Raw genomic sequence first — 12,600 nt, 5'->3', positions numbered from 1 at the left:
TCCCGCCGGAGGGCCGTCAGCCCTGGTCAGTCTCGCGGCAGCAGCGCCACAGCCTGCATTTCGATCAGCAGGTGCGGATGCGGCAGCTGGTGCACGGCCACTGTCGTGCGCGTCGGCCCGTTTTCATCGAAGTACCGCGCGTAAACCTCGTTGTAGGCCCGGAAGTCGTTCATGCTCACGAGGTAAGCCGTGACCTGGACGAGGTCCGCCAACCCCGCGCCGACCTCCGCGAGCAGATCCCGCAAATTCTCGATCACGGCCGCAGTCTGCGCCTCGATGTCCAGCCGCGTCGCGCCGAACTCGTCGACTTCGGCGCCCGCGATGGTGTTGTCCGGCCGGCGGCTGCTCGTGCCGGACACGTAGACGAACCCGCCCGCCACCTTGAGGTGCGGGAACCGGCCCCGCGGCGTCGCCTTGCCGGCGACGGTCCTGGCGTCACTCATGAATTCCTCCTCATCATCGGACGGACGTCACGCGGAACCGCACGCGGCCGAGCCCGGACACCGTCGCGCTGACGGTGCCGGGCGCGACCAGCGCGACGGCCGGGGTCCCCGCGCCGGCCAGCAGCACGTCACCTGCGCGCAGGGGGATGTCGTGCCGTCCGGCCATGCGGATCGCCGCGGCCACCGCGCGCAGCGGGTCACCGAGGATCGCCGAGCTGGAGCCACTTTGGACAAGGCGGCCGTCGAGTTCGAGGACCATCCCGCGGTTGTCCAGTGACGCGGGCAACGGCTGCCAGGCACCGACCACGAACCCCGACGCCGAAGTGTTGTCCGCCACCACGTCGGCGAGGTTGAACCGGAAATCGCGGTAGCGCGAGTCGATGATCTCGACCGCGGGCGCGACAGCGTTGACGGCTTCGGTCACGTTGCCCGTCCACAGCTGCGGATCGATGTTGCGCGCCAGCCGGAACGCGATCTCGGGCTCGACCCGCGGGTGCACATACGCGCCCAGCCAGATCTCCGCGCCCTCTTCGACGTGCATCCGGGAGGTCAGCTGCCCGATGATCACCTCGGACACGCCCATCTGCGCCGCCTTGGCCCGGCTCGTGAAGCCGAGCTTCACGCCGACCCGCGTCTCCCCGCGCCCGAGCCGTCGCGACACCAGCGCGTGCTGCACCGCGTACGCCTCGGCCAGCGACAGGTCGTGATCGGCCGACAACTGCTGCTCGGCCACGCGGTCGCGCGCGGCGTCATCGAGGCGGGTGGCGAGCTCGCCGACGTGTGCGGTCATCGGGCCGCCTCCGTGAGGTCGAGGGCGACGTCGACGATCATGTCCTCCTGGCCGCCGACCAAGCCACGCCGTCCGACCTCGACGAGGATGTCGCGCGCGTCGAGGCCGTAGCGGCTCGCCGCACGTTCGGCGTGCAGGAGGAAGCTGGAGTAGACGCCGGCGTAGCCCAGGGGCAGCGTCTCGCGGTCCACGCGCACCGGGCGAGTCTGAAGTGGACGGACGAGGTCCTCGGCGGCGTCCTGCAGGCCGAACGGGTCGCAGCCGTGGTCCCAGCCGAGCAGGTCGGCGACGGCGATGAACGCTTCGATCGGCGTGTTCCCCGCGCCCGCACCCTGGCCGGCCAGCGAAGCGTCCACGCGGTACGCACCGTGCTCGACCGCGGTGACGCTGTTGGCCACCGACAACGACAGGTTCTCGTGGGCGTGGATCCCGATCTGCGTGCCGGGGTCGAGCACCTCGCGATACGCGTCAACCCGCGCGGCGACGTCGCTCATGGTCAGGCGTCCACCGGAATCGGTGACGTACACGCAGTGCGCGCCCGCGTCCTCCATGATTTTGGCCTGTGAAGCCAGTCCGTCAGGCGTGTTCAGGTGACTCAGCATCAGGAACCCGGCGACGTCCATGCCGTTCTCCCGTGCCCACCGGATGTGCTGGATCGCGATGTCCGCCTCAGTGCAGTGCGTCGCGATCCGCACACTCGACACCCCGAGGTCCCGCGCGGCCCGCAGGTCGTCAATGGTGCCCACACCCGGCAGCAGCAACGTGGTGAGCTTGGCCCGCGAAACCACGGAAGCCGCCGCCGCGATCCACCCGGAATCCGCGGCGGCGCCGTGGCCGTAGATCACGCTCGAACCGGCCAGCCCGTCGCCGTGCGCGACCTCGATCGCCGCGACCCCGGACGCGTCCAGCGCCGCCGCGATCGTCCGCACCTGCTCGACCGAGTATTGATGCCCGATCGCGTGCATGCCGTCCCGCAGCGTCACGTCCTGGACGTACAACTGCTCCGTCACCGCGTCGCCCCTTCCTTGAGCTCCAGCAGGCGTTCGGCCGTGCGCAGGGCCGCGGACGTCATGATGTCCAGGTTCCCCGCGTAGTCCGGCAGGTAGTGCCCCGCGCCGGTCACCTCGAGGAACACCGACACCTTCACCCCGCGGAACGCCCGCCCGAGCCCCGGCACGAACGGGTGGTCCACCGCGTCGAACTGCACCTGCTGCTTCAGCCGGTAGCCAGGAACGTACTTCTGCACCTGCGCCACCATGTCCTCGATGGAGCCCCTCACCGCGGCTTCGTCCATTGAGGACTGTTCGACCAGGCAGAAGACCGTGTCCCGCATCTTCATCGCGGGTTCGGCCGGGTTGAGGATGATCACGGCCTTGCCCCGCTCGGCGCCGCCCACGACTTCGAGCGCCCGCGCGGTCGTCTCCGTGAACTCGTCGATGTTCGCCCGCGTGCCCGGCCCGGCCGAGCGCGACGCGATGGACGCGACGATCTCCGCGTACGCCACGGGAGTCACCGCCGAAACCGCGGCGACGATCGGCGTGGTCGCCTGGCCGCCGCACGTGACCATGTTGACGTTCGCCGCTCCGAGGTGGGCGTCGAGGTTGACCGGCGGCACCACGTACGGGCCGATCGCCGCCGGCGTCAGGTCCACCATCGGCAGGCCGTACTCGCGCAGCACCTCGTAGTTGTGGCGGTGCGCGCCGGCCGAGGTCGCATCGAACACCAGCCGCACGCCGGCGAACTCCGGCAGCTTGACGAGCCCCTCCACCCCGTCGGACGTGGTGGCGATCCCGAGCCGCCGGGCGCGGGCGAGGCCGTCGGACGCGGGGTCGATGCCGACGAGGGCGGCGACTTCCAGCTGGTCCGACAGGCGCTTGACCTTGAACATCAGGTCCGTGCCGATGTTGCCGGACCCGATGATCGCGACGGGTGTGGCCATCAGGCGTCCTCCCCGGTGAAGGTCACGCGCACTTCGCCCACCTCTTCGAAGCGGGCCAGGTAGGTGCCGGGTTCCGGCACCGCCACCATCGGCCCCCACGCGCCGGCGAGCACGACCTCACCCGCGCGCAGCGGCGCACCACGCCGGGCGACCTCGGCGGCGAGCCACGCCACGGCGTTGGCGGGCGACCCGAGACAAGCCGCGCCCACGCCCGTCGACACGGGTTCGCCGCCGTGCTCCAGGCTCAGGCCCAGCGCCGGCAGGTCGACGTCGGAAAGCTTCTTCGGTGTCGTCCCGAGCACGACCGCGCCGCTGGACGCGTTGTCCGCCACGGTGTCGGCGATCTTGATGTCCCACCCGGCGATGCGCGAGTCGACGATCTCGATGGCCGGCAGCACGAACTCCGTCGCGCGCAGCACGTCGACCAGCGTCGCGCCGGCCGGGAGGTCGGCGCCCAGCACGAACGCGACCTCGCCTTCGACGCGCGGCTGCAGGAACTTCCCCAGCGGCAGCTCGGCGCGGTCCCCGAAGACCATGTCGTCGAGCAGCACGCCGAAGTCGGGCTGGAACACGCCGAACTGCTTCTGCACGGCCGCCGACGTCAGGCCGATCTTGCGGCCCGCCACGCGCCGGCCCGGCGCCGCGAGCTTGCGCTCCAGCACTGCCGCCTGCACCGCGTAGGCGAGGTCGATGTCCGCGTCGCCGATCAGGTCCCGCACCGGTTCGACGGGAGTGCGCGTCTGCTCGGCGCGCAGCAGCCGCCCGGCCGCGGTGTCCACCGCGGTCGTGAAGGCGGTTTTGGTCGTTGTCATCGAGGAAGCCCTCACAGTTGGATGCAGATATTGGTGGGCTCGCTGTAGAAGTGCAGCGAGTGCACGCCGCCTTCGCGGCCGATGCCCGAAAGCCCGACGCCGCCGAACGGCGACCGCAGGTCCCGCAGGTACCACGTGTTCACCCACGACATGCCCACGCGCATCGCGGCGGCGACGCGGTGGCCGCGCTCGAGGTTCGTGGTCCACACCGAAGACGCGAGGCCGTACGACGTGTCGTTGGCCAAGCGGATCGCCTCGTCCTCGGTGTCGAACGGGATCAGGGTCGCGACCGGCCCGAACACCTCCTCGCGCACCACGCGGGCGGAGTTGTCCACGCCGGTCCACAGCGCGGGCTCGACCCACGCGCCACCGGCGAGGTCCGCGCCGAGGTCCGGGATGCCGCCGCCGACGAGGAGCTCGGCGCCTTCCTTCTCGGCCACGGCGTAGTACGACATGACCTTCTCGCGATGTGTCTGCGAGATGAGCGGACCGGTCGTGGTGGCCGGGTCGTCGGGCCGGCCGAACCGCAGCGCCTTCGCCCGCTCGACCAGGCCGGCGGCGACCTCGTCGAAGACGCCGCGCTGCACGTAGACGCGCTCGGTGCACAGGCAGATCTGCCCGGTGTTGGTGAACACGGACCGTTCGAGCCCGTCGACCGCGCGCTCGAGGTCGGCGTCGTCGAACACCACCGCGGCGTTCTTCCCGCCCAGCTCGAACGACACCGGCCGCACGTGGGGCGCGACCGCGCGCATGATCACCGAGCCGGTGGCCGACTCGCCGGTGAAGGTGATCCCGTCGACGTCCGGGTGCGTCGTCAGGAACTCGCCCGCCGACGCGGGACCGAACCCGTGTACGACGTTGAACGCCCCGGCGGGCATCCCCGCCTCGGCCAGGATCTCCGCCAGCAGCGTGGCGCTCGACGGTGTCTCCTCCGACGGCTTCACCACCACGGCGTTGCCGCTCGCGAGCGCCGGCGCGACCTTCCACGTCAGCAGCAGCAACGGCAGGTTCCACGGCACGATCACGCCCACTACACCCAGTGGCTTGCGGATCGCGTAGTTCAGCGCCTGCCCGGTCGCCACGTCGGTGAGGAACGAGTCGAGCCCGGTGCCCGCGATGATGTCCGCGGCCGCGCGGAAGTTGGCCGACGCGCGCCGTACGTCGAGGTTCGTGGCCAGCGCCACGGGCTTGCCGGTGTCGGCGATCTCGGCAGCGAGCAGGTCGTCGAAGCGCTCCTCGATCCGGTCCGCGACCCGCCGCAGCAGGGCGACGCGCTCGGTCGCCGTGGTCTTGCCCCACGCGCCGTTCAGCGCCTGCCGCGCGCTGCGCACCGCGCGGTCGACGAGCTCCTGGTCGGCCTCGTGGACGTGCGCGATCAGCGACCCGTCGACGGGGCTCACCTTGGCGAAGGTGCGGGGGCCGTCGACGAACTCGCCCCCGATGAAGTTGCGCAACGCCCCCGGGGTTCCCTGCGGCATCACTGGTTTCCTTTCGTCGGAACTGTTCACGCGTGCTCGGGCACGGCGCGGTGCCAGGTCTCGCCGCGGTAGGTGACCGCGACGGACCCGCCGGTGGGCACGAGGACGACTTCCTCGGCGTTGTCGGGTTCCCCGAGGTCGCGCCCGGCCGCCCACGCGACGACCGCGCGCATGCACCCGGAGTGCGTGGCGACGGCGAGGTGCTCGTCGGCCGGCACTCGGTCGGCCGCGGCCGCCGCCGCGTCGAGGAACCGGCGCACGACGGCGTCCGGCGATTCGTGCCAGATCAGCGGGGTCTGCAGCCAGAACCCCATCGCGTCGCCGTCTTCGTGGGCCTGCCAGAACTTGCGGGCCTCCTCGGCCCAGCCGGCGCCGCCCGCGGTGGGGATGAGCTCACGGACTTGGGTGGGTTCGTAGTCCTGGCCGTCGACGCGGAGCTGGAGGTTGCGGAACTCCGGCGCGACGTCGTTGCCGCCGAGCCTGAGCCGGGGCGCGGTGGCGAGAGTCGAGTGCAGCACGTCAGCGGTCTGCTGGGCGCGCGCGGTGGGTGCGTAGGCGACGGAAACCGCCGCGCCGTCGGGAAGTTCGGCCGCGAGGCTTTCGCCACGCGCCCGGGCCTGCTCGATTCCGCGTTCGGTGAGACCGGCGTCGCTTTCGTAGCTGGCCGTCTCGCCGTGACGGACGAGGTGCAGGATCATCAGTGCCTCCAGATCGGGCGTCAGGGCCGGAACACGCGGTGGCTGGAGCGGGACGGGTGCAGGCCCACGCGGTCGAGGATGCGCTGGACCGAGCCCGCCGGGTCGCCGACCGCGAAGTGCTCGGTCTCCATGCCCACGGCACGCGCCCCGGCCAGGTTCGAGGGCAGGTCGTCGACGAACAGGCAGCTCTCGGGCTCTTCCCGCAGCTGCCCGAGCGCCCATCGGAACACCGACGGGTCGGGCTTGAGCACGCCGTAGCGACCGGCCTCCAGCAGCAGGTCGAAGCCGCCGAACTCGGGGAACTTCGCCGCCCAGTCCTGGCCGAACCAGTGGGCCATGTCGTTGGTGAGCGCGGCCAGGCGCACGCGGCCGCCGATGTCGCGCAGCATCGTGCGGACCTCGTCGCGCACGGTGATGCGCGTGCGCATGAACGCGCCGAGGTCGAGGTCCGGGCGTCGTTGCGACAGCTCGGCCCAGTAGTCGCGTTCCTGCTGTTTTCCTTGCTCGACTCCGTCGTAGAGCCTGTCCTCGCCGAACGGTCCTTTCGGGAATGTCGGATCGTCGACCACCTCGAACAGCGTGGGCACGACGACGCCGCCGAGGTCGAGCACGATGGTCGTGAGCCGCAGGGTGGGCGTGTCCGCCCGGGAGCGGACCGCGGCCGCGCGGCGGAGCGCACGACCGCGGCCGGGCCGCGACCAGGGTTCTTCGAAGGCCACGGATCAGTCCAGGACCGTGACGACGCCGGTGTCCCCGTCGACACGGACGCGCTGGCCGGTGCGCAGCGTCGAGACCGCGCGGCCGGTGCCGACTACCGCCGGCAGGCCGTACTCGCGGCAGACGATGGCGGTGTGGCTCATGATGCCGCCGACGTCGCTGACGGTCGCGGCGATCCGCGAGAACACCGGCGCCCAAGCGGGTGAGGTGGCGGGGCAGACGAGCACGTCGCCGTCCTGCACCTCGGCCAGCTCCACCACGGACCGCACCACGCGCACCGGCCCTTCGACCACACCTGGTGAACCGGCGACCCCGCGCAACGTGCCGGGGTCTTCCGTTTCCGAGTCGGCGAGCCAGCCCGCGACGGAGTCGGTGGTGATGCCCCACAACATGACCGTGAGCGGTTCGGCCACGGCCTCCGGCGGCGGGCCGAGCGCGGGCGGCGGCTCCCAGGCTTCCAGCGCGGTGAAGATGCGGCGGCGCTCGGCGATGATCGGGGTCCAGTGCGCGCGACCGCGGCCGGGGGCGCCGGTGGACCACGCGGCGACGGTGTCGAAGATCAGCTCCGCGACTTCGGTGCGCCGCAGGAAGAACAGGTCCTCGGGGTCGTCGAACACACCCATGTCCACCAGGGACCGGGCGAGTTCCTTCGACTTGCCCCAGAACGCGGCCCACATCCAGTGTTCGATGTAGAGCACGTGCTCCTCGATGTACACGAACACCTTGCGCGCCAGCGCGACCAGCTCGTCGAACAAGTCGACGTCGGCCGGGTTGAGCAGCGCGCGGTAGTCGCCGGTGATGCGCTCGCGCTCGGCCAGGACGCGCTCGGTCGGGCGGTCGATCACCTCGCCCTTGCGCAGGCGTTCGAGGTAGGTGCGCACGGCGCCGAACGGGATCTCCGGGTGGTCGTCCCAGGTGCCGAACCGGTGGTCGCCACCGGGGTGGCCGGGGTCGGCGTTGATGTGGAACCACGGATCCCTGGTGGTTTCCCAGTCTTCGGCCCAGGCCCGGCCGGACTCGGTGGCGCTCAGCACGGCGAGGGCGGCGTCGAGGTGAGCGGCGTTGAGGATGGTGTCGCTCACGCCGAGACGTTCGGCTTCCTTGGCGAGGCGCTTGAGCTCGTCGTCGGGGCGGTAGAGCTCCACGTGCAGGCCGCCGACCATCCGCGACACGGACTGGTCGCCGATGCCGGGGAAGGCGTTCTGGCAGAACTGGAAGAACGTGAGGTACGCGGCGTAACCGATGTTCAGCATCTCGAAGTGCCACTGGTACGTCTCGTACATCGTGGTGATCATGAGGCTGAAGTCGCGTTCCCAGCGGTACCCGGCCGAGTGTCCGAGGTGTCCGGTCACTGTGGACAGCGGCTCGCGATCGGGCAGCGGTGCGAAGCTCAGGCCGCGGATGAGCTCGATGCGTTCGGCGACCTTTTCCTTCCACTCCGCGTAGATCTCGTCCCACCGCTCGTAGTAGTGGCCCGCGCGCTCGCCGAACTCCTCGGCGCGTGCGGCGATCTGCTCGGCCGGCGCGGCCACCGGCGAGACGTACAGGCGGCCGTTGAGGATGCGCTGTTCGAGGCCGAACGCCGGCGGCACCGCGAACACGCGGGTGTTCATCGCACCGAGCGCCTGCCACCAGCACTCGCACTGGATCTCGTCGTAGGGGTGCAGCACGTAGGGGTGGTGCAGGGCGTCCTGGAACCAGAACTTGCCCTCGTCGGCCTTGCGGCGGTCCTCGCCGAACAGGTGGTACCAGTTGTAGAGCGATTCCCAGCCTTCGGCGCCTGGGGGTGGGTCGAGATCGAATGGCCCGGGGAAGGTGGCAGCGACCATCGTTGGTCCCTTTCTCGATGGGAGCAGATCAGTGCGGGGTGGGGGTTCTGGTCAGGGTTTCGTGCCGCCGGTCAGGGCCGCGAGCACGTGGGCGAGCGCGCCCCGGTTCTCCTGCGACACCTGCTTCGGCGGTTTGGTGCTCCACACCGTTTCCGGGCGGGCCTGCACCACGTGCACGTGGTCGCCGTCGATGGCGAACTCGCCGTCCTGCGGGGTGCCGGCGTGCTTCTCGATCAGCGCGGCGATTTCGAGCAGCTGTTCGATGTGTCCCTTGTGGAGGGACGGTTGCGACTGGTCCGCATCGTCGACGGGGACGGTCGCGATGCCCTTGCCGGTCTCGGGGTCGCGGGTGGCGCGGGTGGCCTTCTCGGCGATGTCGCGGGTGAGGATCTCGCGAGTGATCTTGTCGATCACGAACCGGTCGGGCGTCACCGTGCCGCTCACCAGCGGTTCGCCCAGGCCCCACACCGATTCGATGACGACCTTCGACCGGTCGCCGTTGGCCGGGTTGAGGGTCATGAACACGCCGGCCGCGGTGGCGTCGACCATGCGCTGCACGACCACGCCCATGGCGTCGTCGGTGCTCTCGACGCCGTCGCGCGCCCGGTAGCTGATGGCGCGCGCGGTGAACAGGCTCGCCCAGCAGCGCCGGACGGCAGCCGACACCTCGTCGGCGCCGATGACCCACAGGTAGCTGTCGTGCTCGCCCGCGAAGCTGCGGTCCGCGGAGTCCTCCGCGGCCGAGCTCGACCGCACGGCCACGGGCGGCTCGTCGTCGCCCGTGCGTTCGGCGAGTTCGGCGTAAGCCACCCGGATGTCCGCGTCGGCGCCGTGCTGCTCGGTCTCGGCGAACAGCAGCTCGCGGATCGCGGCCGACTCGTCGGTCAGCACGGTGAGGTCGGCTTCCGGGTGCAGCGCGCGGATCCGGCGGTCCAGCTCCTTGCCGAGGCTCCCGGTCACCGCCGCGCGATAGGCGTCCGTGGTCACCACGAACGCTTCGGGAACCCGGACTCCCAAGCGGCACAACGTGTCCAGCGAGCGACCCTTGCCACCGGCCTGTGCGGTGGTGACAGCGTTGTCGCCCATCCCGATGTGCAGAGTGCTCGCCGCGGTCATCGGTCGGCCCTTTCCTTGGTCAACTGGTCGCTGGGTTCGTCGTAGTCGGACACCAGCGCGACCACGGCGGCGTCGACTGTCGCTTCGCCGGTGGCCGCGGCGGCCGCTTCGTCGGTGTTCACGAGGACGGTGGCCCCGGGGCTGGCGTCGAGCAGGTCGACCGCGACGGTGATGGCGTCGGCGCCGATCGTGCGCACGAGCACGAGGCGGCGCGTCGCCAGCCCGGGCAGCTGCCGGTCGGACCACACCCGGCCGATCACGCGGCCGAGGATCACGACTGGCCCCCGCTCGGCAACTCCAGCACGGCTTCGCGGAAAGACTCCGCGCGACGCGTCTCGAGCAGCGCCGCCGCGGCCTCACTCGGGCGCGGGTAGATCTGGGCGGCCCGCAGGTCGCCGTAGCGCTTCACGGCGGCGGTGCCGGCGTCGAGTGCCTGGCGGACGGCGGCCAGCTGGCCCTGGATCGCGGCCACGAGGTAGCCGCTGGACACGCGGTCGACCGCGATGCACCGGACGTCGGCGGTCTTGATCATCGCCTCGATCCCCGCCGTGAGCGCCACGATGCCGCGGGTCTCGACGACACCGATCGCGCCAGCCGAATTCGTGTTCCCGGCCATGGATGTCTCCTTGTTCTTGGTGAGCCCGGTTCCTTGGTGGCTCAGTTGCCTTCGAGCAGAGCGGTGTGGGCGGCGACGGCCGCGACGGCGTCGCACGGGTTGGCGAACACGACCGAACGCACCTGCGCGCCCGACACGGCCTTCGCCGTCTCCTCGGCGATCTCGGTCGCTTCCTCGACGGTGGCGAGGTCGCCGGACAGCGCGACCGCGACGATGCCACCGCCGAGGCGCACGACGCCTTCCACCGTCACGTTGGTGGCTTTGACGATCGCGTCGACGGCGTCGAAGATCGGCACGAACCCTTCCGTCTCCACGAATCCGACCGCGGTGTTGGCCATGGGGCTCTCTCTTTCTGACTAGCGGGAAGTGGTGGGACGCCAGCGGACGACCGCGGCGCCGGTGCCCCAGATCGGGCCGTAGGACAGGAGTTCGCCGGGCTGTTCCAGCACGCCGGCGCCGAGCAGGAAGGCCAGTGCGCGGAACTGGCTGTCGGCCGCCGCTTCGCGGGCGAAACTTTCGCGGAGGTCGAGTGCCTCTTGCGCGTCGCCGCGCACGAGCGCGTCGAGGATCCGGCGGTTCCACTTGTCCTGCACGGGCGTGGCGATACCGTCTTCGGACGGCTCGATCCAGCGTTGGATGAGCCCGGCGGACAGGCCGGACACCACGACCACTCCGACCCGGCGACCGGTCGCGGCCGCCGCGGCGACACCGGTTTCGCCGAGCGTGGCGATGTTGTCGACCTCGGCGTAGAGGTTGCAGGACACCATCGCGTAGCGGAACCGGCGGCCGGGGTCGAGCAGGTTCGCGATGGTGACGGTGCCGGTGTCGATCGGGAAGCCGTCGTAGCGCGTGCGCCGCGCCTGCAGGCCGCGGTCGGTGGTCAGGCCGACCCAGCGTTCCGCGAGGTCGGTGTCGACCTGCAGGTCGTAGCTGATGCGCCCGTAGTCGTAGGCGTACCAGTTCTCGTCCAGCCGCTCGCCGCGCGGGTTGGGGTCGAGCTGGAACTGGTGCCCGAGCACGGTGAACCACTGCGTCGACATGAGCAGCACGGTGTCCACCCCGGTCGCGCGGAAGTCCTCGCCGACCTGCTCGACACCGGCGCGCAGGTCGGCCCAGCTCGGCGCGGGGTTCTTCGCGAGCAGCTGCGGCATGCCCGGCACGAGGGCGGCGGCGACCACGGCGTCAGCCACGAGCGCGCACCCCCTCGGGGCGCCACTCGACCACGGCGTTGCCGGTGCCGATGATCGTGCCGTAGCCCAGGATGTCGCCGGTGGTGTCCGGCCAGCCCAGCGCGGCCAGCAGCCAGCTCAGGCTGCCCGACTTCGTCTCGGCCTCACTGGCCTCGATGTGCTCGGGGATCGCCGTGCGCAACGCCGAAGTCGGTTGGCTGCGCACGGTTTCGAGCAGCTTCATGTCGGCGCGGTACTGGTCGTTGTTGTACGCGTACTCGCGGCCCATGTCCTCGGGCAGCTCGGTCTCGCGGTCGAAGTGCAAGTGCGACAACGAGTTCGACGCCAGCAGCACCGCCCGGCGGCCGGTCCGCTCGATCGCGACGCGGGTCGCGGTACCGAGCACGTCCATCTGCTCCAGCTCGGCGTCGGCGTAGAAGTACGGGTTGTTGTTGGCGCTGATCGACACGACCGGGATGTCCCAGCGCGGGTTCGCCATGTGCAGCGCGCCGATCGTCGCGTAGTCCACGCGCACGCCGGGCTCGCGCATGGCCCGCGTGACCAGGCCGTGCTCCTCGAAACTGCCCACCATGGCCTCGGCGAGCTCCACGTCGGTGCGGAAGTCGAAGTGGTAGCGGAACAGGTTCGGGAAGATCGGCTCGACCGACACCCCGCGCGGGTTGGGCACGCAGTTGACGTGGTGGCCGACCATCGTGATCCAGTGCGGCGCGTGCACCACGAGCACGTCCGGCTGCAGCTCCCGAATCCGGCGCCGGACCTCGTCGTAGGCCCACCGCAGTGTCTCCCAGCCGCCGGTGCTGCGCGGCTCGTTCTGCGGCGGGTTGTCGGCGTAGATCAGGTGCGGCGGGTGTGGAGCGAGGTAACCCGCGACGATGCCGGCCCGCCGTGGCTCCGGCGCGGCCGGCGGGGGCTCCGGCGTTCGGGCCCGTTCGCCGGCCGGCGATAAATGGAATACCCGTGACATGCTGGTTG

The 12,600-nt window shown here is 70.9% G+C and carries 15 protein-coding genes; all 15 read right to left on the bottom strand.

The genetic code is table 11. From position 1 onward, the window contains the following. Positions 1-26 precede the first annotated feature (26 nt). From K1T34_RS12630 to K1T34_RS12560, 15 genes are read right to left on the bottom strand one after another with little or no spacing between them, the layout of a single operon-like run. Positions 27-443, bottom strand: a complete 417-nt coding sequence (locus tag K1T34_RS12630; protein WP_220244454.1) for a RidA family protein — start codon at positions 441-443, stop codon at positions 27-29. Positions 444-456: 13 nt separating this feature from the next. Then, positions 457-1,233, bottom strand: coding sequence for a 2-keto-4-pentenoate hydratase (locus K1T34_RS12625; RefSeq protein ID WP_220244453.1), 777 nt, complete (start codon positions 1,231-1,233; stop codon positions 457-459). Next, positions 1,230-2,243, bottom strand: coding sequence for a 4-hydroxy-2-oxovalerate aldolase (gene dmpG, locus K1T34_RS12620; RefSeq protein ID WP_220244452.1), 1,014 nt, complete (start codon positions 2,241-2,243; stop codon positions 1,230-1,232). Before dmpG ends, K1T34_RS12625 begins: the two co-directional genes overlap by 4 nt. Beyond that, positions 2,240-3,172, bottom strand: a complete 933-nt coding sequence (locus K1T34_RS12615) for an acetaldehyde dehydrogenase (acetylating) (protein ID WP_220244451.1) — start codon at positions 3,170-3,172, stop codon at positions 2,240-2,242. Before K1T34_RS12615 ends, dmpG begins: the two co-directional genes overlap by 4 nt. Continuing rightward, positions 3,172-3,984, bottom strand: a complete 813-nt coding sequence (locus K1T34_RS12610; protein WP_255638473.1) for a 2-keto-4-pentenoate hydratase — start codon at positions 3,982-3,984, stop codon at positions 3,172-3,174. The genes K1T34_RS12615 and K1T34_RS12610 overlap by 1 nt, the downstream gene beginning before the upstream one ends. Before the next feature lie 11 nt (positions 3,985-3,995). Further along, the gene (locus tag K1T34_RS12605; protein WP_220244450.1) at positions 3,996-5,462 is read right to left on the bottom strand and encodes a 2-hydroxymuconic semialdehyde dehydrogenase; all 1,467 of its coding nucleotides are present in this window, start codon (positions 5,460-5,462) and stop codon (positions 3,996-3,998) included. A gap of 26 nt (positions 5,463-5,488) precedes the next feature. Then, positions 5,489-6,160: a histidine phosphatase family protein gene (locus K1T34_RS12600; protein ID WP_220244449.1), complete on the bottom strand. Its 672-nt coding sequence runs from the start codon at positions 6,158-6,160 to the stop codon at positions 5,489-5,491. Between the two features lie 20 nt (positions 6,161-6,180). Next, positions 6,181-6,879 (bottom strand): HAD-IA family hydrolase, encoded by a 699-nt coding sequence (locus tag K1T34_RS12595; RefSeq protein ID WP_220244448.1) that lies wholly within the window; start codon positions 6,877-6,879, stop codon positions 6,181-6,183. Between the two features lie 3 nt (positions 6,880-6,882). Beyond that, on the bottom strand, positions 6,883-8,706 hold the full coding sequence (locus K1T34_RS12590) for a PEP-utilizing enzyme (protein ID WP_220244447.1): 1,824 nt from the start codon (positions 8,704-8,706) through the stop codon (positions 6,883-6,885). 51 nt (positions 8,707-8,757) lie between these two features. Beyond that, entirely contained in the window at positions 8,758-9,822 is a 1,065-nt protein-coding gene (locus K1T34_RS12585; protein WP_220244446.1) for a PEP/pyruvate-binding domain-containing protein, read from the bottom strand. Then, positions 9,819-10,082 carry a EutN/CcmL family microcompartment protein gene (locus K1T34_RS12580; RefSeq protein ID WP_220244445.1) on the bottom strand — a complete coding sequence of 88 codons (264 nt, stop codon included), beginning with the start codon at positions 10,080-10,082 and terminating at the stop codon, positions 9,819-9,821. Before K1T34_RS12580 ends, K1T34_RS12585 begins: the two co-directional genes overlap by 4 nt. A gap of 11 nt (positions 10,083-10,093) precedes the next feature. Beyond that, a complete protein-coding gene (locus K1T34_RS12575; protein ID WP_220244444.1) occupies positions 10,094-10,438 on the bottom strand; it encodes a BMC domain-containing protein in 345 nt (114 codons plus the stop codon). 41 nt (positions 10,439-10,479) lie between these two features. Beyond that, positions 10,480-10,776, bottom strand: a complete 297-nt coding sequence (locus tag K1T34_RS12570) for a BMC domain-containing protein (protein WP_220244443.1) — start codon at positions 10,774-10,776, stop codon at positions 10,480-10,482. A gap of 18 nt (positions 10,777-10,794) precedes the next feature. Next, positions 10,795-11,628, bottom strand: a complete 834-nt coding sequence (locus tag K1T34_RS12565; RefSeq protein ID WP_220244442.1) for a hypothetical protein — start codon at positions 11,626-11,628, stop codon at positions 10,795-10,797. Continuing rightward, positions 11,621-12,592, bottom strand: a complete 972-nt coding sequence (locus K1T34_RS12560; RefSeq protein WP_220244441.1) for a hypothetical protein — start codon at positions 12,590-12,592, stop codon at positions 11,621-11,623. Before K1T34_RS12560 ends, K1T34_RS12565 begins: the two co-directional genes overlap by 8 nt. Between the last annotated feature and the right edge of the window lie 8 nt (positions 12,593-12,600).

The sequence above is a fragment of the Amycolatopsis sp. DSM 110486 genome (assembly GCF_019468465.1).
Taxonomy (GTDB): domain Bacteria; phylum Actinomycetota; class Actinomycetes; order Mycobacteriales; family Pseudonocardiaceae; genus Amycolatopsis.
The sequence above is the reverse complement of the archived record's forward strand: the minus strand, read 5'-3'. Positions and strand labels throughout refer to the sequence as shown.